The organism is Shewanella frigidimarina, from assembly GCF_003797125.1.
Lineage (GTDB): Bacteria > Pseudomonadota > Gammaproteobacteria > Enterobacterales > Shewanellaceae > Shewanella > Shewanella frigidimarina.
The window spans coordinates 455,018-479,064 of sequence record NZ_RKKE01000002.1 but is presented as its reverse complement, the minus strand read 5'-3'; the positions used below and the strand labels follow the sequence as shown (position 1 = coordinate 479,064).

Sequence of the window (24,047 nt, the reverse complement as noted above, 5' to 3'; positions counted from 1 at the left end):
TATGGAAAAGTTGTCAGCTTCATCGAACTTTCTGGATCTAGGAGGACTAGATTCACTTCGTGTCCAAGCCCAGAAAGACGAGAAGGGGGCACTTAAAGAAGCGGCAAAGCAATTTGAAGGTATCTTTATTCAAATGCTAATGAAAAGCATGCGAGATGCTAATGCCGCGTTTAAGTCAGACAATCCAATGAACAGTGAAACCACCGCATTTTTTGAACAAATGCGCGATCAGCAAATGTCAGTCGATTTATCTAATAAAGGCATGTTGGGGCTGGCTGAAATGATGGTGCAGCAATTAGACCCAGATGATAGCCCCATTACACCAGCATCGGTATTGCGTGGTAATACAGACTACAAAGTTAACCCAAGTATGTTTGTTGCTCCAGCAACAGAGTTAGATAAAAACACTCTCGATATTATCGCGCCAAAAGATCAAATAGCAGCATCGCATTCAGTAATCGCTAATTCTGATACAGCCCATTCTATTATAGATAGCGCCGAATCGATGCGACCAATGTCAGCCCAACTTACTAATGTATTAGATGGTGAACAGTTAAATAGTGTATTGCGCGGTGAGCAATTAGCCAGTCAAGCGGTACAAGTAGGCAAGGTATTGCCGCAAACAGATTTTGCAGTTCCTAAAGCTAAAGGCATTGCAGTGAGTCAATTTACCAGCCCAGAACATTTTATTTCAGTCTTGTATCCCCATGCTGAAAAAGCGGCTAAATCGTTAGGAACCTCAGCTGAGGTATTAATTGCCCAGTCAGCATTAGAAACCGGTTGGGGCCAAAAAGTGGTACGCCGTAACGACGGCACTATGAGCCATAACCTGTTTAATATTAAAGCAGACAAGCGTTGGCAAGGAGATAAAACCTCAGTCAATACATTGGAGTTTGAAAAGGGCATTGCGGTGCAACAAAAAGCGGATTTCAGAATGTATGACAACCTTGAACAGAGCTTTAATGACTTTGTGTCATTTATTAGCCAAGGCGATCGTTATCAGGATGCACGTAAAGTTGCCGCTGAACCAACTCAATTTATTAAAGCGCTGCAAAAAGCTGGCTATGCCACAGACCCTCAATATGCCAATAAAGTCATCAATGTGATGAAATCGGTTAAAGAAGGCCTTAAATCTATATTACCTGTGGAGACTAAATAATGTCGATTGACTTACTCAATATCGCTCGCACAGGCGTTCAAGCATCTCAAGCTCAGTTAGGGGTGACCAGTAATAACATCGCTAATGCTAATACTGAAGGTTACAACCGTCAAGTTGCCACTCAGTCATCATTAGAATCACAACGCTTGGGCAATAGTTTTTATGGCACGGGTACGTATGTGTCCGATGTTAAACGTGTTTATAACGAATTTGCTGCACGTGAATTACGCATCGGCCAAACCAGCATGAGTGCGGCTGAAACGTCTTACAATAAGTTAAGTGAGTTAGATGAGATTTATTCTCAAATTGGCAAAATGGTGCCAGAAAATCTAAACAACTTTTTTGCAAGCATCAATAGTGTAGCCGATTTACCAACAGATCTTGGTATTCGCACTAACAGCTTAAGCTCTGCGCAACAGTTAGCCGCTGGTCTGAATCAAATGCAATCACAACTAGATGGCCAGGTGAAACAAACCAATAGCCAAATAGAATCCATTACCACTCGAATAAATGAGATAAGCAAAGAACTAGGCAGCATCAATTTAGAGTTGATGAAATCCCAAGGCCAAGACAGCCAAGTATTAGACAAGCAAGACGCACTTATTTTAGAGCTCAGCCAGTATGCTCAGGTTAATGTTATTCCGTTAGATACCGGCGCAAAGTCAATTATGTTGGGCGGCTCGGTGATGTTGGTATCGGGTGAAGTGTCGATGTCGATGGGCATAAGTACTGGCGATCCTTATCCAAATGAACCACGCATTAATGCTTCTATTGGCGATAAAACTCTTAATGTTGATCCGTCTAAGCTGGGTGGTCAACTTGGCGCATTATTTTCATTTAGGGACGATACCTTATTACCTGCCAGTACAGAACTCGGTCAATTAGCATTAGGCATTGCAGACACCTTTAATCAAATGCAGTCCAAAGGTTTTGATTTAAACGGTGACATTGGTAGTGATATTTTTCGTGATATTAACGACCCATTAATGGCATCTGGCCGTGTCGGAAGTAATTCTACTAATAGCGGTACGGCAGCCATGTCGGTCAGTATTGACGATGTGGGCGCTTTATCTGGAGGCAGTTACCAGCTGGGTTATACCACATTAGGTGGCTATCAACTAACAGATACTCAAACCGGTAAGCAAACCACATTAACCCTATCAGGTAGTCAACTTACAGGTGGCGCAGGTTTTAGCATTAACATTGACAGTGGTGCGATAGCTGATGGCGATAAATTTGAAATTCGCCCAACAGCAGGCGCAGCTACAGGTTTAAAAGTGGTGATGACAGACCCTAAAGGCATTGCCGCTGCAGGGCCTCAAATCATGCCAAATACGGCCAACTCTGGTGAGTTAGCAGTAAAGGTGAATGTCATTAATCGTACCGACGCTAATTTCCCTGTGACAAATAGTGAACTTTCTGTTCGAGTTAATACCGCTGCAAATACTTTTGAAGTATTTGATGCCGCCGGCACAAGCGTTGGTGGCCCAACAGCATTTACTCCGCCACAAATAAATACAGGTTTTGGTTTTAGTTTCGAAATTGACGACCAATCAACCGCAGGTGTCACCGATACATTCACGTTTGATTTGTCATTTGCCGAAGGCGATAACAGCAATGCCGTTGAAATGGCTAAACTGTCGGACACCAAATTAATGAATAACGGCACTGGCACCTTAACCAGCGTGTTTGAAAATACTAAATTAGATATTGGTAGTCAGACAAAGTCTGCTGAAGTGCGCGTGGGCTCGGCGACGGCAATATATCAACAAGCTAGTACCCGGGTGCAAAGTGAATCTGGTGTAAACCTTGATGAAGAAGCAGCAAATTTATTGCGCTTTCAACAATCTTATCAAGCAGCCGCCAGAATTATGACTACAGCACAAACCATTTTCGATACTTTATTAAGCTCGGTTCGCTAGGAGATACATCATGAGAATTTCTACCGGACAAATGTTTCAGCAAAACACTAATAGCATATTAGAGAAGCAATCTGCCACCAACACCATTATGGCGCAAATTTCTAGCGGCAAAAAAGTCAATACTGCTGGTGACGACCCAGTTGCAGCCATTGGTATTGATAATTTAAAGCAAAAAAATGCCCTGGTAGACCAATTTGTAAAAAACATAGATTACGCCACTAACCATATTCAACAAGCCGAAAGTCAGTTAGGCCAAGCCGATACCTTAGTTGGCAGCATGAAAGAGTCTGTGCTTCGCGGCATTAACGGCAGCATGACCTCCGCCGAGCGGCAAGTGATTGCCGATGACATGCGTCAAAGTCTTGAACAATTAATGTCCATTGCCAATACCAAAGACGAGTCAGGTAATTATATTTTTTCTGGAAACAAAACTAACAGTGCACCTTTTGCTTTCGATAATAATGGTGATGTGGTTTACAGCGGTGATTCTGGTATTCGTAAAAGCAATATTGCTGCAGGGGTACAAGTTAATACCAATGTGCCTGGTGACACCGCCTTTATGAATGCACCAAATGCCATGGGCGATTATGGCGTCAATTATTCGTCATCACAGCAAGGTGATTTTGTTGTCTCTAGCGCCAAAATTACTAATGCTGCAACCCATGTGGCTGATGTTTATACTTTTAACTTTGTTGATGACGGCACTGGTGTAATGAATTTGGAGGTGAGCGACAGTGCCTTACCGGCAAATATTGTCACTACAGCAGCTCCTTTTGACGCTTCTGTGCCGGTGAGCTTTAACGGCATTGAAGTTAAATTAACTGGTGAGCCTAAAATTGGTGACTCATTCAGTATTAATGAAGTGGCAGAAGTCAGTATATTCGACACTTTCAGCAAGGCTATCGCATTATTCGAAAGTGGAAATGATACACAAACACCCGCTGGTCAGTCAGAGTTGGCACAGCTCTTGAACAACATTGATAGTGGCGTCAATCAAATGAGTCAGCAACGTAGCTTAACTGGTAACAGCTTAAAAGTGCTGCAGCAGTATAGCGACAATCATACTGATGAAAAGTTGATTAACACCTCGGCATTATCAAAGTTAGAAGATTTAGATTTTGCCTCGGCAATTACCGAATTTGAAAAGCAACAACTCGCACTTAGCGCAGCATCGAGTTTGTTCAGCAAAGTAAGTTCGACCAGTTTGTTTGACTATATATAACAAGTTGTAGATTTAGTTCGTTATAAGGTCTTTTGTAAGAGGTTTTCTAAGCGCTTATTTAGGCTTGTATAGCAAAAGGCTCTTATAAAAAGACACTTATATAAAACACGTTTCACAACAAATTAAACAGTTTAATGATTAACCGTTTAGCCAAGCTCCAAGTCTTGGCGTTCAACTAAGAAGAGGAATTTACACTATGGCTATTTCAGTTAACACTAACGTTACATCCATGAAAGCTCAGGGAAATTTGAATAAAGCTCAAAGCAGTACCGCTACCTCTATGGAGCGACTAGCATCGGGTATGCGTATTAACAGCGCCAAAGATGATGCTGCTGGCTTGCAAATATCCAACCGTATGACTAGTCAGATAAACGGGATTGGCGTCGCTATTCGTAACGCTAACGATGGTATCTCGATTGCGCAAACCGCTGAAGGCGCCATGAGTGAATCAACCAATATTTTACAGCGTATGCGTGACTTGTCATTGCAATCTGCTAACGGTTCAAACTCATCGGATGACCGTGCAGCTATGCAAAAAGAGGTTAATTCGTTACAAGCAGAGTTAACTCGTATTGCTGAAACTACCTCATTTGGTGGTCAGAAATTACTAGATGGCTCTTATGGTACTCAGTCATTCCAAGTCGGTTCTGATGCCAACCAAACTATTGATGTGTCACTAAAATCAGTAGCAGCCACCAGTATTGGGGCGTATCAAAGTAATGCTGCCGGTAGCTTATTTGGTGGTGGGCTTGTTGCCGCGGCTGCAGGTACCAATAGTTCAACGGGTGAAACGTTAACGATTACTCAAGGCACTAGTACAACTAATATTGTTACCGCTGATGAAGATACAGCTACAGAGCTAGTTTCAAAAATCAATCAGGCTGGTACGGGTGTAACAGCTTCAGCTCAAACCAATGTTCAAGCTAATTTAACTGCTGCATTTGATACTTCATTAATCATGAATGTAGATGGTGGCGCAGGCAAAACATCGTCTTTAGATTTAACCGGCATTAGCAATAATGCTGACCTTGCAAAAGCGATCAATGATACCTCTGGTGATACTGGCGTAACTGCAAAGCTGGACAATGGTACACTGACTATCACCAGCTCTAGCGGTGCCGATATTAACTTTACATCACTAGCATCAAACACCACCGGCTCATTGGCGTTGAAGAACGTTTCTGCTGATGGTACAGCATCAGGCGCAACTACCGTAGATAGCACAGGTGTTGTTGCAACAGCGGCAGGTGCGATTACATTAAGTTCACCTGATAGCTTTACGCTAACAGGTACCGCGGGTCCAGCTGAAATTACTGGTGAAGTGGCAGGTGTATTTACAGGTGTTAGTACCGTTGATATTGGTACTGCAGCGGGGGCTCAAAATGCAATCGACATCATTGATGGTGCCATCGCAGGTATTGATAGTTCACGTGCCGACTTAGGTGCAGTGCAAAATCGAATGAGTTTTACTATCAGTAATTTAAGTAATGTTCAAAATAACGTGTCTGATGCACGCAGCCGTATTCAAGATGTTGACTTTGCCTCAGAAAGTGCAGAGTTAAGTAAGCAGCAAATTCTATCGCAAGCGTCATCGGCTATGTTGGCACAGGCAAACCAGTTGCCACAAGTAGCACTGTCTTTACTTGGTTAATGATAAAGTGATTCATTAAGTTCGATATAAAAACCCGTCATCCAAAGTGACGGGTTTTTATTAATAACGTTAATATGATGAATATAGGTATTTATTGAGTGATTATTGATTTATTTTTAGTGTTGTAAAAAAAAATTAAAGTTCTTCCTTTTATTGCCGTTACCTTAAGTGTAACCAATATGATCCGCCTGGCTTAATACAGACAGGCAATGTCTACAGTCAGGAATACGAGGAATTAAATCATGGCTATTTCAGTAAATACTAACGTCACTTCGATGAAAGCGCAGGGCAACCTAAACAAAGCACAAAGCAATACAGCTACCTCTATGGAGCGTTTAGCTTCAGGTCTTCGCATTAACAGTGCAAAAGATGATGCAGCGGGTTTACAGATTTCGAATCGTATGACCAGCCAAATTAATGGTATTGGTGTCGCAATGCGTAACGCTAACGATGGTATCTCGATTGCGCAAACCGCTGAAGGCGCGATGAGTGAATCAACCAATATTTTACAGCGTATGCGTGACTTGTCATTGCAATCTGCTAACGGTTCAAACTCATCTGATGACCGTTCAGCTATGCAAAAAGAAATTAACTCTTTGCAATCTGAGTTAACTCGTATTGCTGAAACAACATCATTTGGTGGCCAGAATTTACTTGATGGCTCTTATGGTACTCAAGCATTCCAGGTCGGCTCTGAAGCTAATCAAACAATCAATGTGTCACTTAAATCAGTAGCAGCCACCAGTATTGGTGCGTATCAAAGTAATGCTGCAGGTACAGTATTTGGTGGTGGTCTTGTTGCTGCTGCTGCTGGCACCAACGGATCAACGGGCGATACGTTAACGATTACTCAAGGCACTAGCACAACCAATATAACCACGTTAGATGAAGATACTGCCACTGAGATGGTTGCAAAAATCAACCAAGCTGGTACTGGCGTAAAAGCTTCTGCTGAAACCAATGTTCAAGCTAATTTAACTGCTGCATTTGATACTTCATTAATCATGAATGTAGATGGTGGCGCAGGCAAAACATCGTCTTTAGATTTAACTGGCATTAGTAATAATGCTGACCTTGCAAAAGCGATCAATGATACCTCTGGTGATACTGGCGTAACGGCAAACCTAGACAATGGCACACTGACTATCACTAGTTCTACAGGTGCTGATATTAACTTTACATCGCTAGCATCTAACACCACCGGCTCATTGGCGTTGAAGAACGTTTCTGCTGATGGTACAGCATCAGGCGCAACTACCGTAGATAGCACAGGTGTTGTTGCAACAGCGGCAGGTGCGATTACATTAAGCTCACCAGACAGCTTTACACTAACAAGTGCATCGACTGGAGCTGCTGAAATTACTGGTGAAGTGTCAGGTGTATTTGCTGGTGTTAGTACCGTTGATATTGGTACGGCTGCAGGCGCTCAAAGTGCAATCGACATCATTGATGGTGCCATTGCAGGTATTGATAGCCAACGAGCAGACTTAGGTGCGACACAAAACCGTTTAGATTTCACCATTAGTAACTTAGGTAACATTCAAAATAACGTGTCAGATGCGCGTAGTCGTATTCAAGATGTTGACTTCGCGGCAGAGAGTGCAACGTTGAGTAAGCAACAGATCTTATCGCAAGCATCATCGGCGATGTTGGCGCAAGCTAATCAGTTACCACAGGTTGCATTATCATTACTATAATTAGCTATATTAGTGAATAGCAGCTTGATAGTAACTCACTGAGTGAATCAGTAAAATAATGCCAATATTGAAAAGGAAGATTCACACTGTTGAATCTTCCTTTTTGTTTCATACGAATATAGATTGTATATGAACGGATATTGGATATGTATGGCGGTTAAGCATGTTATTTAGTCTGGTTATTTTTGACGAGCTGACTATTTACTGAGTTAATGTGACGTTGTAGGTTCACAATTCCAATGTGAATGCCGTCAAAGGGATTACACTGATTAGAGAGGATGTTATGGATAATAATTCACTGGGTATTACAAGCTCGCCTGTAAACCCTTCTGTAACTAATAGACCTGAAGCAACGTCAGAAAAAAATATTGCCCAGCATTTAGCTACTGAAAAAAGCGCTTATGTGGCAGAAGCTGATAAGGTGTCTCTGACTAAGGCGGTAACTGAAACAAAGCAAGCGGTCGAGGCCCAAAAAGAGCAATCTCAAGCTGAAGCGTTGGCTGTGGTGGTTGAGCAGTTATCAGAGGTTATGTCGATAATGAATAAAGGCTTGGCATTTTCGGTCGATGATGATTCTGGCTCCGCTATTGTAAAAGTAATGGATATCGATACGGGTGAACTTATACGTCAAATCCCTAATGACGAAGCGTTAGAGTTGGCTCAAAAATTGCTGGATGTAAAAGGGTTGTTGATGAGAACTGAAGCCTAATTAGCATTCTGCTGAATGTTTAAAAAAGATAATGATACTTTTTAAGAGATAAGTTGAGGTAAATATGGGATTAACATCGGTTGGACTAGGATCAGGACTAGACATTAACGGTATCGTATCTGCTTTAGTTACCTCAGAACAAGCCCCTAAGGTTGCTCAATTTAACTCGAAAGAGGGCGCAATTAATGCTGAGATATCAGCGTTGGGCTCTTTAAAAAGCGCCTTATCCGAATTTAAAGATAGCTTAAGTTTTCTCTCCAAAACAGATTCCTTCGACAGTCAGAGTGTGTCGGTTTCAAAGAATACTTACCTAACAGCATCTGTGACTAATAGCGCCGTATCCGGCAGTTATAGTGTCTCTGTTGAGCAACTTGCACAGAGTCAAAAAGTTGGCTCTTTAGCCGTTAGTGATGTGACAGCTCCTTTAGATGAAGGCTCGTTAAATTTCGCTGTCGATGGCAATAGCTTTGATATTGCGGTAACCGCTGAAGATACCCTACAAACGCTTGTAGCAAAAATAAATGCAGATGAAAATAATGTTGGTATTACCGCCACCATAGTCAACAGTGATGATGGTGCAAAATTAGTATTAACCTCCAACAAAACAGGTACTGCAAACAATGTAATCGTTTCAGCAACCGATACTGGTGCAGGCACAGTGTTGGCAGATACCTTTGCGATGACCGAATTACAACCAGCCAAAGATTCTATAGTTTATATTGATGGCTTAAAGCTCACCTCGAGTAGCAATACAGTTGAGGGAGCGATTGATGGTGTGACTCTTAATCTCAGAGAGGCCGATATTGCCCAATTAACCACATTGACAGTTAAACAAAACACTAACTCAATCAAAAGCGGGATCAAATCATTTGTTGAAGCCTTTAATGCGATGTCAAAAACAATTACTGATTTGACTAGTTACAATTCAGCGACTCAAACAGCAGCCGTTTTACAAGGGGATTCGTTACCTCGAGGGATTCAGAGCCAATTACGCGGCGTGATTTCATCTGCATTCTCAACATCAGGTGGTAATTTGTCGCTTGCCTCTATCGGCATTACCACCACGCGTAGTGGCACATTAGAAATAGATGACGATATTTTAACCGAAGCATTAAAAAATAATGTTACCGGTATTAAAGAGATGTTTACCACTGAAGAAACTGGTGCGGCAACGAAATTAGATAGCTACCTTGATTCGTATGTTGGCACCGGATCTATTATTGATAGCCGTGATACTTCTCTTGACAGCAACTTAGAGCGCTTAAATGATCAGCGCGAGGTGTTTGCTCGAAAAATGGCGTCATTTGAAGCGCGTTTGTTTAAACAGTATAACTATATGGATTTGATTGTGGGTCAATTAAGTACACAAAGTTCTGATTTACAATCTCGACTCGATTCGCTTCCAGGGCTTGTAAAACAAAATAACTAATCTGTTTAAAAGATGACATTGAGATGAAAATCAAATGACAACAGAACAACATGTATTGATTGATGATTTGGATGCTACCAACGAACAATGCAAGACGGTGTTAAATTGTCTAAAAAGCAAAAAAGACATCGAAGAATTTGATGAGGTGGTATTGAATTTGCAAGAGTTGGTTACTAAGCGTCAAAACTTATTGAATGTTTTGATTGCGGATGATTCGTTTGTGCAAAGAGATTATTTGGAGCGTCAATTGGAGTTGACATTAAGCCTTGAAGTGAAAGCAAAGTTAGTGTTAAACAGTTTGCATTCTGAGATACATCTAGGCAAGAAAAACCAACGCCAAGTTAATGTTTATAAAAGTATTGATTCAGATAGGTAGGTATTTATGAGAAGCTCACTACAGTCATATCGAAAAGTTTCGCTAGAAAGCGAAATAGCGGTGGCTTCGCCACATCGCATTATACAAATGATGTTTGAAGGCGCATTGCAACGTATAGCACAAGCAAAATACGCTATCCAACAGAAAAACCCTGCGCAAAAAGGCGAGAATATCGGTAAAGCCGTTAGTATTATTGCTGGGTTGAGCGGTAGCCTAAATATGGATGCTGGTGCTGATGTATCAGCTAATTTAGATTCGCTTTACGAATACATGTTGAGACGATTATCTGAGGCTAATGTAGCGAATGATATAGAGATGCTCGAAGAGGTTTCTGCTTTACTCAGAACCATTAAAGAAGGTTGGGATACCATCCCACAAGATATGCACGAGCTAACCACTGAAGCGAGTTAATCGTTACCGCATACTGTATTTAAACTAAAAAAGACGCTTAGCGTCTTTTTTGCTGTCTGGCTTAATATTTATTTTATGATATCCAACTCTTTATATAAATTGCTAACATGCAATTCATGTATCAATGTTAAATACCTAATAAAGCTAATTCATTAGCATCATCTCTTTTCCGTGAGAGAGAGTTTCTTGAGAGTCTATATTGATCCTCATAACCGAAACAAAACTTGCTCCATTAGAATTTTTGAATGAAAAATCACCATTTTCAACATAAAATGCTATCTGTTGTAGATAAAATGTAACTGATGCTTGCTTATAGTGGGCTGATAATACAATATTTAACCTCAACTCGGGTTAAGATGTGGGTTATGTAAGGCAAAATGACAACATGCGGTCTATTTCATATCAAACTTGTCATTTGTTTTGCTAACAAGGCGCATAGGCGCGCCAATAGCGAGCCTATTGCAAGTCAATGCAACACAGTTAGCGAGACAAAGGGCTGTTTGATAACCATTTATTATCCCTAGCTGAGGTTATTTACCATTGAGTTCGTTTTTCTTCACTGTATTTAGCGGATTAACGATCCTGTTTTAGGAATAATGCTAGAATAATGTCAGTGCTGTTAGTTTTTATGACGGCAATGTACTTTGGCTTATGTGGCGATATGCGGCATAATCATCCCGAATCAATACCTATAACAAGAGCTTTTGGCCTTCTGAATGATGCAAATAGAACAAAGAATTTTAATTGTCGGTACCCCATCAGAGCGCGTGACTCGTTTGTGCTGCATTTTCGAATTCCTAGGCGAGCAGTGTGAAATTGTCTCTAATGAATCTTTTTTAGCCCTGATCGAGCAATCTCGGTATCGCGCTGTTGTCATTGTTGATGAAAACATCAGCGTCGAGAGTATTAAAAACATAGCCGCTATAGTGCCTTGGCAACCGATGTTGTTATTAGGCGATACCGATATCAATTTATCCAACATGCTCGGAACAATTGAAGAGCCAATAAATTACCCGCAATTGACTGAACTGCTGCATTTTTGCCAAGTTTTTGGCCAAGCCAAGCGAGAACACACTTTAACCAGTGGCAACCAAACCAAACTATTCCGAAGCTTAGTCGGGCGCAGTGAAGGTATTGCTAAAGTCCGCCATTTGATTAACCAAGTATCAAGCTCTGATGCGACAGTATTAGTACTGGGTCAATCGGGGACTGGTAAAGAGGTTGTAGCGCGTAATATTCATTATTTATCTGAACGACGAGATGGACCATTTATCCCGGTCAATTGTGGTGCGATTCCTGCTGAATTACTTGAAAGTGAATTGTTTGGCCATGAAAAAGGCTCTTTCACTGGGGCTATATCATCTCGTAAAGGCCGTTTTGAATTGGCTGAAGGTGGCACGCTCTTTTTAGATGAAATTGGTGATATGCCGCTGCAAATGCAAGTTAAGTTGTTACGTGTGTTGCAAGAAAAGGTATTTGAACGTGTTGGTGGCAGTAAAACAATTGCTACCGATGTGCGTATCGTTGCCGCAACGCATCGCGATCTTGAAACCATGATTGTAGATAACTCATTTCGAGAAGATTTATATTATCGACTCAATGTGTTCCCAATTGAGATGCCAGGATTAAGTGAGCGTCGTGACGATGTGCCGCTTTTATTGCACGAATTAGTTAGCCGAGTATTTAATGAAGGCCGCGGTAAGGTTCGTTTCACTCAACGTGCGATTGAATCGTTAAAAGAACACCCTTGGTCTGGTAATGTGCGTGAGTTATCAAACTTAGTTGAACGTTTAACCATCTTATTCCCTGGTGGATTAGTCGACGTTAATGATTTACCGCATAAATACCGTTATATAGAGGTACCTGAATATTGCGTTGAAATCAGTGAAGAACAATTAGAGCGCGATGCTTTAGCTTCAATATTCAGTGATGAAGAGCCTGTAGAAATACCTGAAACGCGTTTCCCTAGTGAATTGCCGCCAGAAGGGGTTAATTTAAAAGATTTACTAGCTGAATTAGAAATTGACATGATCCGTCAAGCACTTGAGCAGCAAGATAGTGTTGTAGCAAGAGCCGCCGAAATGTTGGGTATTCGTCGTACAACATTAGTCGAAAAAATGCGTAAATATGGTTTGAGTAAAGACTAGACCATTATCTGAATTTTGGATTTTATAAAAACACACCCTCAAGTGTGTTTTTTCGTTTTATCAGTAACTGAAAAATTAATGATCTCATGTTTCTAGTGCTTGAGATAATAGCTTGGCACAGCAAATATTTTTAACTTGAGAAGTAATATATTGTTACTGCTAAATAGTATTGCGATTAAGTATTGTGATTAAGTAGTTTTATTGCATGCTGGCCGAAATATTGGTTTTGCAAAATGTGGTAAGGCCAATGAACTAAACTCATAAGTATGTTGCTTTATCACTGGCTTAAAACACGGTCTGCCGATGCTTCTATTACTATAAGAAATTGCTTGGCACAGTAAATGCATTCAGCTAATCAAATGTTATTTTTTTGACGGAGCGACCATGTATTTAGCACGAGCGTTAACACATACAGATCATTCAGACTATGAGTTACCTGCGTCAGCTTCGTCTATCACTACAACTGATACAGAAGCGGAATCGCCAGCTATTGGGATTAATTCAGTTCAGCAGCGTAATGTGAACTTTGCTACCAACTTAGCAACTAACTTAACCACTAATTCTGCCACTCCCGTTATCAGTACTTATTCTAGTAAGGCCGCCAATATGTCAAATCAAATGGCGCATATTCTTCAAGCCATGCCATCTGGTGTGGTGATCCTTGATGGTGACGGTGTGGTTACGTTAGCCAACCCAGTTGCAACCGAACTCTTAGGACGACCTCTGCAGGGGGCCCGTTGGTTTGATATTATTCATCGTGCTTTTGCCCCACAAGATGATGACGGCCATGAAGTGTCGCTTAAAAATGGTCGACGAGTAAAATTGGCTATTACGCCATTAGCGCCTGAACCTGGGCAGTTGATTGTGTTAACCGATCTCACTGAAACCCGTTTATTGCAGAAAAACTTGTCTCATTTACAACGTTTATCGGCATTAGGCAAAATGGTGGCGACATTAGCACATCAGGTGCGCACCCCATTGTCTGCCGCTTTGTTGTATGCCTCTAATCTTGCTAGCCCTAAATTATCTGATTCTGCCCGGTCTAAATTTCAATCTAAATTGGTTGACCGGCTTAATGAGCTAGAACGTCAAGTTAATGACATGTTGCTAATGGCAAGGGGGCGTCAAGATGGGATGGCTGAATCAGTCTCAATGGATGAAATCATTAGCCAAGTAATGGCCAGTTGCGAACCGATTGCAGATAAAAAACATTGCCAGCTTGTTGTTGAAGATACTTCACATTCATTGATGCTTGCCAATGCTAATGCACTTAGTTCTGCCGTTAATAATCTAGTGATGAATAGCATTGAAGCGGGCGCCACAAAAATAAAGGTCAGTGCCAGCGAGACACCAGATGGGCTATTGTTAGATGTCATCGACAATGGCAAAGGGCTCGAACCGTCAATGCAACAACAAATTCTTGAACCCTTTTTTACCACTAAAAGCCAAGGTACTGGTTTGGGCTTAGCGGTTGTACAGTCGGTAGTGCGTAACCATGGTGGACAAATTCAATTGTCGTGTAAGCCGGGTATGGGTTGCCATATTAGGTTGAGCTTTCCACAAATTAACAAAGCAAGTGATCAGGAGGTGAAGCGTGGCTGAAGCAAATATTCTATTAGTTGAAGATGATGCTGATTTACGTGAGGCATTGCTTGATACCCTCATGCTTGCCCACTATGACTGTATTGACGTAGGTAGCGCTGAAGAGGCTATTTTGGCCCTAAAAGCCAACCAATTTGATTTGGTGATTAGTGATGTGCAAATGGACGGTATTGGTGGCATGGGCTTGTTAAGCTATTTACAACAAAACCAACCTAAATTGCCAGTATTGTTAATGACCGCTTATGCCACTATTAACAGTGCCGTGAGTGCGATGAAATTAGGCGCGGTGGATTATCTTGCTAAACCGTTTGCGCCTGAAGTGTTATTGAATCAGGTGTCACGTTATTTACCTTTAAAACAAAATCATGATAAACCCGTGGTCGCTGATGAGAAAAGTTTAGCGCTGTTGTCGTTGGCTCAACGGGTAGCAGTATCTGATGCATCGGTAATGATTATGGGTCCAAGTGGCTCAGGTAAAGAAGTGTTAGCGCGTTATATTCATCAACATAGTCAACGCCATGATCAGCCTTTTATTGCGATTAACTGCGCCGCAATACCTGAAAATATGTTAGAAGCCACTTTATTTGGTTACGAAAAGGGCGCATTTACGGGCGCTTATCAAGCCTGCCCAGGCAAGTTTGAACAAGCCCAAGGCGGCACGATATTACTTGATGAAATATCTGAGATGGAACTTGGCTTACAAGCTAAATTGCTCAGGGTATTACAAGAGCGCGAAGTAGAGCGTTTAGGTGGCCGCAAAACCATTAAACTTGATGTTCGAGTGTTGGCAACCTCAAACCGAGATTTAAAAGCCATGGCGACCTCGGGTGAGTTTAGGGAAGATTTATACTATCGAATTAATGTGTTTCCGTTAACGTGGCCTGCATTGCATCAGCGTCCTGCAGATATATTACCGCTGGCGCGGCATTTGCTGATTAAACATGCTAAAGCATTTAATATGGCTTCGGTACCTAAGCTTGATGATGCTGCCACTCGGCGTTTATTAACTCATCGTTGGCCCGGTAACGTGCGCGAGTTAGATAATGTTATTCAACGAGCGCTGATATTACGGGTTAATGATGATATTGGTGTCAATGACATTATTTTAGATTGTGCCGATGTGAAGTTAGTTTCAACTGAATGTGTTGAAGCGGATAAGCCAGCCGAAGTTGACGGTTTAGGTGATGAACTAAAAGCCCAAGAACATGTCATTATTTTAGAAACTCTAAATCAATGTCAGGGCAGTCGGAAAATGGTCGCTGAAAAGCTTGGTATAAGCGCCCGTACGCTACGTTATAAAATGGCCAAAATGCGTGATATGGGTATTCAATTACCTGCTTAGCGCAAATGTTGTCAGCAATTCGTTCGTTAACGTTATGATTTAATAGTCTAATTAAGTCTATTTTTTTATTGTTAACCTACGCAAAAGTAACCTGTTGCATTTAATGGAGAGGTTACTTTTGCTTGTGCTTGTGTTCTCCCCCTCTTTTATCGACGAATCTTTTACTAATTGTAATACTGGCATCTAAATTGCTTTAACTCCTTATCAGTTATTGTTGTCGTCAAAAAGTCGACGAAAGGGAGTTACACCATGCAGATTAGCGCAAATCCATTAATGCAAGAAATGCAATCGCTTCGCGGCGAAATAGCCCCTTCTATTGGTTCATCTATTCGTCCCAACCTTACCCAGCAAGTGAATAACACCACGGGTGCTGATTTCAGTCAGTTACTGTCTCAAGCGGTGGGTAGCGTTAATGAGCTGCAACAAGCATCATCAAGTTTAGCGACTCGTTTAGACATGGGCGACACCACGGTGACGTTGTCTGATACCGTTATTGCGCGTGAGAAAGCCGGCGTTGCCTTTGAAGCAACGGTGCAAGTACGTAATAAGCTCGTCGATGCTTATAAAGAAATTATGAGTATGCCTGTTTAGTCGCAGACGGTTTTGAGCACTAAATAACATAACAACATTAGATATAGCAGGTACGTATTGTGAGCACAGACATTATGGTAGGTTCGGGTTCAACAGCCGATGGCGGTGTCCAACAAGAGAACAAATCTGGACTTCTTGGTGGCGTTGGTGGTGCAGATATGATGCGCCAAGTCATCATGATTCTGGCATTAGCAATATGCCTTGCTATGGCTGTTTTTGTGATGATGTGGGCCCAAGAGCCTGATTATCGCCCACTTGGTAAAATGGAAACGGCTGAGATGATTCTCGTCTTAGACGTGCTTGATAAAAACCAAATCGATTATCAAATTAACGTCGATGTGGTTAAAGTGCCTGAAGATAAGTATCAAGAAGTTAAATTACTGCTCAGCCGTGCCGGTATTCAAAGTAGTACTCAAGCAAATGATTACTTAAACCAAGATAGTGGTTTTGGTGTCAGTCAGCGTATGGAACAAGCCCGCTTAAAACAAAGCCAAGAACAAAACCTAGCCAGAGCCATTGAAGAGTTAAAAAGCATTAGTCGTGCGAAAGTGATATTAGCGTTACCAAAAGAAAATGTTTTTGCCCGAAATGCATCTAAACCCAGTGCCACAGTGGTCGTTAATGTACGTCGTGGTGGTTTGGGCCAGGAAGAGATTGATGCCATTGTTGATATCGTAGGCTCTGCTGTTCAAGGGCTTGAACCTACTCGTGTGACGGTAACCGATTCAAATGGGCGCTTACTCAATTCCGGTAGTCAAGATGGCGCGTCCTCTAGAGCACGTCGTGAGCAAGAGCTAGTACAACAGCAAGAGGCTGAATACCGTAAAAAAATCGAATCAATCTTAATGCCAATTTTAGGACCTGAGAATTTTACTTCTCAAGTCGATGTGAATATGAACTTTACCGCAGTAGAGCAAACCGCGAAGCGTTTCTCTCCTGATTTACCGGCGATTCGCAGTGAAATGATCATTGAGAGAAATTCTTCTGGTCAAAACTCTGGCGGTATTCCTGGTGCGCTAAGCAATCAACCGCCGATGGAATCTGATATTCCGCAAGTGGCAGGTGAAGCAACAACCTCAACCATGTCTGGTGACTCATCAAAAGAAGCTACGCGTAATTATGAATTAGACACTACCATTAGCCATACCCGTCAACAAATTGGGGTGGTTCGTCGTGTTAGTGTGTCTGTTGCGATTAATTTTAAACCTGGCCAAGTCGATGAGAACGGCCAAGTCACTCGCGTGCCGAGAACAGAACAAGAATTAACTAATATTCGCCGCTTATTAGAAGGCGCGGTAGGTTTTAGTACCCAGCGTGGTGATGCGCTAGAAGTGGTAACGGTGCCGTTTATGGACCAGTTAATTGAAGTGTTACCTGAGCCAGATATGTGGGAGCAGCCTTGGTTCTGGCGCGCGATTAAATTGGCATTAGGTGCAATTGTTATTTTAGTACTCATTCTGGCCGTAGTTCGACCTATGCTTAAGAAGCTAACCAATCCCAATGGCATCAACATGCCTGACGATATTCGTCCAGGACATGAGTTAGCTGAAATTGAAGATCAGTATGCCGCAGATACCTTAGGTATGCTTAATACCAAAGAGGCGGAATACAGTTATGCCGATGATGGGTCAATTCAAATACCTAATTTGCATAAAGATGATGATATGATTAAAGCAATTAGAGCGTTAGTGGCAAATGAGCCTGAGCTTTCCACTCAAGTGATTAAAAACTGGTTACAAGACAATGGCTAATGAAAAAAAAGATAAAGCAGCTAAAGCAGAGAAATCAACAGCATTTGACCCCGAGTTAATTACTGGTGTTGAAAAAACGGCTATTTTACTGCTCAGCTTGAGTGAAGCGGATGCGGCGTCAATTTTAAAACACTTAGAGCCTAAGCAAGTGCAAAAAGTGGGTATGGCGATGGCAGCAATGGATGACTTTGGTCAAGAAAAGGTCATTGGCGTTCACCAATTATTTTTAGACGATATTCAAAAGTTTTCTTCCATTGGTTTTAACAGTGAAGAATTCGTCCGTAAAGCGTTAACTGCAGCATTGGGTGAAGATAAAGCCGGTAATTTAATTGAACAAATTATCATGGGCAGCGGAGCTAAAGGTCTGGATTCATTAAAATGGATGGATGCACGTCAAGTGGCCACCATTATTCAAAATGAACATCCGCAGATTCAAACGATTGTATTGTCGTATTTAGAGCCCGATCAAGCTGCTGAGATTTTTAGTCAGTTTCCTGAAAATACCCGTTTAGATTTAATGATGCGTATTGCCAATCTTGAAGAAGTTCAGCCTGCGGCATTGCAAGAATTAAACGACATTATGGAAAAACAATTTGCCGGTCAAGGCGGTGCGCAAGCGGCTAAAATGGGTGGCCTAAAAGCGGCTGCTAATATCATGAACTATCTCGATACCGGTGTTGAGAGTCAAATCATGGAAACCATGCGTGAGTCAGATGAAGAAATGGCGCAGCAAATACAAGACATGATGTTTGTGTTTGAAAACCTCATTGACGTTGACGACCGCGGTATTCAGGCATTGTTACGAGAAGTACAGCAAGATGTGCTGATGAAAGCACTCAAAGGTGCGGACGAAGCGTTGAAAGAGAAAATTTTGGGTAATATGTCTAAACGTGCAGCTGAATTGCTCCGTGACGATTTAGAAGCCATGGGACCAATACGTATTAGCGAAGTTGAAGTCGCACAAAAAGAAATTCTGTCTATTGCCCGTCGACTCAGTGACAGCGGTGAGATTATGCTAGGCGGCGGCGGTGGTGACGAGTTCTTGTAACCACTCCCATATTCATTAATGTGACAGTAATGGCGGGTATTTCTATTTGGATATCCGTCAGCTATCTGTATTATTAGGTCGTACACCTAATACCGTTGCTACGGTTATTATTTTTGTTTTGAGCCAATGTTTTTAACAACACAAGTGATGAATTATGCCTGAATCAAAATCGCCTAAAGATGCACTTAATACGGATAACGAGTATGAATTTAGTCATTGGCAATTACCTGATATTACCAAAGATAGTAGCCTAGAACCTTCAAATTTGTTCGGCCAGTTTTCTGAAGCCCACACGCCTACTCCTGTTACTGGGGCCGAGAAGTCTATGGCGCCACCGACTATGGCGCAAATTGAAGACATCCGCGCTGCAGCTGAGCAAGAAGGATTTGAACAGGGTAAGCAAGAAGGTCATCAACAAGGATTAGAGCAAGGGCGTTTAGAAGGACTGGAGCAAGGTCATCAACAAGGGTTTACTCAAGGCGAGCAACAAGGATTAGAAGCTGGGCAAATTAAAGCCAATGAGCTTATTGCACAACTTAACCACATTATTTCCCAATTCGAGTTACCATTATCCATCTTAGATAATGAAATTGAAGCTGAATTATTGGCCATGACAATCAGTTTAGCCAAATCGGTTATCGGCCATGAACTTAAGACTCACCCAGAACATATATTATCGGCTTTACGTCAAGGTGTTGACGCACTTCCATTAAAAGAACAGTTGGTTAAATTACGTTTTAATCAGGCTGACGCTGAACTCGTAAACCAATGTTACAGTGCCGAACAATTGCAAAAAAATCAGTGGCAAATCGATATTGATCCGACGTTAGCTAATGGTGACTGTATGATTGAAAGTGTCCGTTCTTCTGTCGATTTACGTGTAGAACAGCGTATTAGCCAAGTGTTTAGTGAATTAGACGCTCAATCGAATCAGTTAGCAAAAAATGTCCAGCAGCAAAAATCAACTCATCCACAATATCAAACCACATCTGTCGATAATTTGAGTGAACATCAGCAAGCCGCTGAGCTTGCTGGCAGAATCGATAGTACAGAAAACACCGATAGGGACGAGATTGGCCAAGGTGATGTTGAAGAACTTGGCGCAGAGATGGGCGCTGATACCGTTACTGAAACGTTAGAACAACAAGTTGATGCTTCTTCGGCAGCGTCAATTGATGCTGAAGATTTTGATGCGGAAAGCTCTGATGCAGCGGCAACTCTCGAAACTAGCACGACGTACAATACAAGTGCGCCTCTCAATATAAATGCACAAGCTGACACCTCAATAGCTAATAAAGTGGCTGATGCTCAGCAACAGACGAAAGACCTATCTCAAGGAAATACCGATGAGCACTCGTCAACATAAACTACTTAACAAATTTGCGGTACATCATAAACACGTGTTACCACTGCGACCAGTTGCAAGTGGTCAGTTAGTTAGGGTTGTTGGTTTAACGCTTGAAGCGACTGGGTGCCGCGCGCCGGTTGGTAGTTTATGCTCTATTGAAACAATGGTTGGTGAACTGGTTGCTGAGGTTGTCGGTTTTGATGACAAGTTACTGTATTTAATGCCTATTGAAGAGCTTAGAGGTGTATTGCCTGGCGCTCGTGTAAAACCTTTAGGCGAACAATCAGGATTAAATGTAGGTTTATCATTATTAGGCAGAGTATTAGACGGTAGCGGCGTTCCGTTAGATGGTTTAGGCCCGCTTAATACAGATCAACATGCATCACGTCATGGTCCTTATATTAATCCATTATCTCGACGAGCGATTACTGAACCGTTAGATGTTGGCGTTCGTGCTATCAACTCGATGTTAACGGTTGGTAAAGGGCAGCGAATGGGCTTGTTTGCTGGTTCCGGTGTGGGTAAAAGTGTGCTGCTTGGCATGATGACACGAGGATCTAAAGCCGACATTATTGTGGTGGGGTTAGTGGGCGAACGTGGCCGTGAAGTTAAAGAGTTTATTGAAGAAATTTTAGGTAAAGAAGGTCGTGCGCGTTCAGTCGTTGTGGCTGCACCTGCGGATACTTCTCCGTTAATGCGCTTACGAGCCTGTGAAACGTCCACTCGTATCGCTGAGTATTTTAGAGATTTAGGTTACGATGTACTATTGCTGATGGACAGTTTAACGCGTTACGCACAAGCACAACGAGAAGTCGCTCTTGCTGTAGGCGAACCACCTGCCACCAAAGGCTATCCACCTTCGGTATTTGCTAAATTACCGCGCCTGGTTGAGCGAGCGGGTAACGGCGGTGCCGGACAAGGTTCAATTACCGCTTTTTATACGGTATTAACCGAAGGTGATGACCAGCAAGATCCTATTGCCGATGCTTCCCGAGCAATTTTAGATGGCCACATTGTATTATCTCGTCAGCTTGCTGATTCGGGTCATTATCCCGCTATTGATGTGGAAGCATCGATTAGCCGTGTCGCGCCGATGGTGATTAGTGAAGAACACTTAGAAGCGATGCGTAAAGTTAAACAGATGTATTCACTGTATCAACAAAATCGCGATCTGATTTCAATTGGCGCGTACTCGCAAGGCAGCGATCCTAGAATTGATAATGCCATACGTTTACAACCTGCAATGAATGCTTTTTTGCGGCAGGGATTTAAAGAGCCGATGACGTTTGAAGAAAGCCGAGTCATGTTAACTCAAATTGCCGCACAGTGTCAGGGATAATATCAATGACTCGAACTGACCCACTATTGACGGTTTTGAAGTTAGCCACCGCCGCAGAAGATCAAGCGGCATTACAGCTTAAGTCTGCGCAATTTGAAAAACAAAAACGCCAGGGCCAGTTGGATGCACTAAATAACTATCGTTTAGATTATATGAAACAGATGGAAGGGCACACTGGTACTACATTACGTGCTAACCAATACCATCAATTTCATCAATTTATTCGCCAAGTAGATAGTGCAATCACCCAGCAAGTTGCCGCTGTTAAAGATGCCGAAAAACAGGTGGGTTATCGTCAAATTCATTGGCAAGAAAAACAACAAAAACGCAAAGCGGTAGAAATGCTATTAAGCCAAAAAGCAACTAAAGCGATGGTAATAGAAGCTAAACGCGAACAAAAAATGTCGGATGAATTTGCTATGCAGCAATATTTTCGTCGAAATCTTAAATAGCCCTACCAGTCAAATGACTCTCTAATCCTAATATCGTTTACGCTTAACTTTTTGGTTACTTTTTTTGTATGTTTAATCACTGAAATCTTATTCAGCCAATGCGTATTGGCATTTAAATTGCTTAATAACAATGATTGAAATAAAAATCGTCAGCGAAGCGACAGTGAATAACTCTTTATGAGGTTTTCACAATGACCTTATTGATATAGCGAAATAAACCGTTATATGACGCATAAGGTTTAAATACAGAGCTATTTATTAGACGACCAATAACTTAACCTTGTTTGATTGAGTGGAGCAGATTATGCAGCAGATGAGCAATATCTTACTTGGCAGTAGCAGTAAATCTGCCGATGTGAGTACGAAGGGAAATGTACAAGATGTTGAAAATACATCATTCTTATCTGCTTTCAATCAGGCGAGTGAATCCGATCTTGTTATACGGCGTAGTGGTAATACAGCGCAGGTGTCAATTGATACAGACGTTGACAAAACCAGTGTTGCGTTAGCAAACGAGTTGTCTACCGAAGAAAATGCAGATGCGGAATTGATTTTTGCTCAACTTAATATGGCCGATTCATTTAATAAACGTCATTCCTCTGGCGGAAATGAATTGCCGCATGTCGATAAATCTGACGTTTATTTTGACGCAGCAGTTTCCACAGAACCTGAAAGTAACACTGCAGATGTGGATCTTGATAGTGATCTTATTGAACTTGAAGCTGATGTTTCTTCTATTAAAGATGTTCTTTCTCAGCTTAGTCCAGAAGACCTCGACAACTTAATGGCATTTGCCGATTTATCTATACAAGATATTCAAGCTCTAGACAATCAAGAGTTAAGCAAATTACTTAGTGACTTCAATTTACAAGCAACGGTTATGACTAGCAGTGATGAATTGTCTTCTAGCACGCTTAATAGCCAACAATCCGATAGCGTGCTTAATAGTGAAGAACAGAGCCAATTTGATAAGTCTGTTGCCACAAGTGTGGCTGTTCAAGGTCAAGTAAGTGCGACAAACCTGAATTCAGCAGCCGCTAAAGTCGATCAAACTGTAGCTTTACATTCTGGAGTTAGCAGTTCAGCAGCGTTAACAGAAGCTACATCGGCGATGACAATTGATCCTGATACCATTTTAGGCGACAAAACTCGTATTGATGGCAATATCAAATTAGACACTGATAATGCCAAAATGCTAGCAAAAGCTGACTTTTCGGTGGTCTTAGATTCCTTAGCTACAAAACGCGCCTCCGGTGATCCTTCAACCGCTGTAAATCAAACTAGTTTTGGATTAGATACGCTGGCTGACATCGGTGACACTGACAGCAAGGCGTTACAAAATCAGAGTAGCTTTACGTCGGTTCATAAAAGTGATGTTCCGCAATTTCAGCTATCGTTAAGACCACAAGGAGAACCAGGTGCTCAGATGCAAGAGATGATCCAGCGTTTTTCTCCGGTAATGAAACAGCAGTTAATAACCATGGTCAGTAATGGTATCCAACAAGCTGAAATTCGTCTTGATCCGCCAGAACTTGGACATTTAACGGTTAAAATTCAGATTCAAGGTGATCAAACTCAGGTACAGTTTCATGTAGCGCAGTCGCAAACCCGCGATATCGTTGAACAAGCGATGCCTCGATTACGCGATATGCTGGCTCAAGAAGGATTACAACTGACAGACAGCCAAGTGTCCCAAGGTGATGGTGGTAGTGAACAACCGCATGAACAATCATCTAATCAAGGTGGGGGAGACAGTCAGTTGGACGAAATTTCAGCACAAGAGGTCAGCTTGATGACAAATCCATCAAGGAGTTTACATTCAGCTATAGATTATTATGCTTAAGCAGGTAA

19 protein-coding genes are annotated in these 24,047 nt (G+C 41.9%); all 19 read left to right on the top strand.

The genetic code is table 11. The features are described from left to right. The first annotated feature begins 1 nt into the window (after position 1). The 19 genes from flgJ (at position 2) to EGC86_RS06935 (ending at position 24,039) form a co-directional block, all read left to right on the top strand. Entirely contained in the window at positions 2-1,159 is a 1,158-nt protein-coding gene (flgJ, locus tag EGC86_RS07025) for a flagellar assembly peptidoglycan hydrolase FlgJ (protein WP_123777074.1), read from the top strand. Further along, entirely contained in the window at positions 1,159-3,081 is a 1,923-nt protein-coding gene (flgK, locus tag EGC86_RS07020) for a flagellar hook-associated protein FlgK (protein WP_123777073.1), read from the top strand. Before flgJ ends, flgK begins: the two co-directional genes overlap by 1 nt. Before the next feature lie 10 nt (positions 3,082-3,091). Next, positions 3,092-4,303: a flagellar hook-associated protein FlgL gene (gene flgL, locus EGC86_RS07015; protein WP_123777072.1), complete on the top strand. Its 1,212-nt coding sequence runs from the start codon at positions 3,092-3,094 to the stop codon at positions 4,301-4,303. 196 nt (positions 4,304-4,499) lie between these two features. Next, positions 4,500-5,954: a flagellin gene (locus tag EGC86_RS07010; protein ID WP_123777071.1), complete on the top strand. Its 1,455-nt coding sequence runs from the start codon at positions 4,500-4,502 to the stop codon at positions 5,952-5,954. Between the two features lie 242 nt (positions 5,955-6,196). Next, a complete protein-coding gene (locus EGC86_RS07005) occupies positions 6,197-7,651 on the top strand; it encodes a flagellin N-terminal helical domain-containing protein (protein ID WP_123777070.1) in 1,455 nt (484 codons plus the stop codon). Positions 7,652-7,934: 283 nt separating this feature from the next. Then, positions 7,935-8,360 (top strand): flagellar protein FlaG, encoded by a 426-nt coding sequence (locus EGC86_RS07000; RefSeq protein WP_123777069.1) that lies wholly within the window; start codon positions 7,935-7,937, stop codon positions 8,358-8,360. A gap of 64 nt (positions 8,361-8,424) precedes the next feature. Continuing rightward, entirely contained in the window at positions 8,425-9,789 is a 1,365-nt protein-coding gene (fliD, locus tag EGC86_RS06995) for a flagellar filament capping protein FliD (protein WP_123777068.1), read from the top strand. A gap of 34 nt (positions 9,790-9,823) precedes the next feature. Continuing rightward, positions 9,824-10,165 carry a flagella biosynthesis chaperone for FliD, FliT gene (locus tag EGC86_RS06990; RefSeq protein WP_123777067.1) on the top strand — a complete coding sequence of 114 codons (342 nt, stop codon included), beginning with the start codon at positions 9,824-9,826 and terminating at the stop codon, positions 10,163-10,165. A 6-nt stretch (positions 10,166-10,171) separates the two neighbouring features. Further along, complete coding sequence (fliS, locus tag EGC86_RS06985; protein ID WP_123777066.1) at positions 10,172-10,576, top strand: flagellar export chaperone FliS; 405 nt, start codon at positions 10,172-10,174, stop codon at positions 10,574-10,576. 716 nt (positions 10,577-11,292) lie between these two features. Next, entirely contained in the window at positions 11,293-12,723 is a 1,431-nt protein-coding gene (locus EGC86_RS06980) for a sigma-54 dependent transcriptional regulator (protein ID WP_011636652.1), read from the top strand. Between the two features lie 519 nt (positions 12,724-13,242). Then, positions 13,243-14,325, top strand: a complete 1,083-nt coding sequence (locus EGC86_RS06975; protein ID WP_123777367.1) for a sensor histidine kinase — start codon at positions 13,243-13,245, stop codon at positions 14,323-14,325. Next, a complete protein-coding gene (locus tag EGC86_RS06970) occupies positions 14,318-15,667 on the top strand; it encodes a sigma-54-dependent transcriptional regulator (RefSeq protein WP_123777065.1) in 1,350 nt (449 codons plus the stop codon). The genes EGC86_RS06975 and EGC86_RS06970 overlap by 8 nt, the downstream gene beginning before the upstream one ends. Before the next feature lie 249 nt (positions 15,668-15,916). Beyond that, positions 15,917-16,258: a flagellar hook-basal body complex protein FliE gene (fliE, locus tag EGC86_RS06965; protein WP_101085397.1), complete on the top strand. Its 342-nt coding sequence runs from the start codon at positions 15,917-15,919 to the stop codon at positions 16,256-16,258. A 71-nt stretch (positions 16,259-16,329) separates the two neighbouring features. Continuing rightward, positions 16,330-18,009, top strand: coding sequence for a flagellar basal-body MS-ring/collar protein FliF (fliF, locus tag EGC86_RS06960; RefSeq protein ID WP_162024302.1), 1,680 nt, complete (start codon positions 16,330-16,332; stop codon positions 18,007-18,009). Beyond that, positions 18,002-19,057, top strand: a complete 1,056-nt coding sequence (gene fliG / locus EGC86_RS06955; protein WP_101085394.1) for a flagellar motor switch protein FliG — start codon at positions 18,002-18,004, stop codon at positions 19,055-19,057. Before fliF ends, fliG begins: the two co-directional genes overlap by 8 nt. Before the next feature lie 154 nt (positions 19,058-19,211). Further along, positions 19,212-20,423 carry a flagellar assembly protein FliH gene (fliH, locus tag EGC86_RS06950; RefSeq protein WP_123777063.1) on the top strand — a complete coding sequence of 404 codons (1,212 nt, stop codon included), beginning with the start codon at positions 19,212-19,214 and terminating at the stop codon, positions 20,421-20,423. Beyond that, complete coding sequence (fliI, locus tag EGC86_RS06945; RefSeq protein ID WP_102035825.1) at positions 20,404-21,744, top strand: flagellar protein export ATPase FliI; 1,341 nt, start codon at positions 20,404-20,406, stop codon at positions 21,742-21,744. Before fliH ends, fliI begins: the two co-directional genes overlap by 20 nt. A gap of 5 nt (positions 21,745-21,749) precedes the next feature. Further along, positions 21,750-22,196 (top strand): flagellar export protein FliJ, encoded by a 447-nt coding sequence (gene fliJ, locus EGC86_RS06940; protein ID WP_011636660.1) that lies wholly within the window; start codon positions 21,750-21,752, stop codon positions 22,194-22,196. A 304-nt stretch (positions 22,197-22,500) separates the two neighbouring features. Next, the gene (locus tag EGC86_RS06935) at positions 22,501-24,039 is read left to right on the top strand and encodes a flagellar hook-length control protein FliK (protein WP_123777062.1); all 1,539 of its coding nucleotides are present in this window, start codon (positions 22,501-22,503) and stop codon (positions 24,037-24,039) included. The last annotated feature ends 8 nt before the right edge of the window (positions 24,040-24,047 follow it).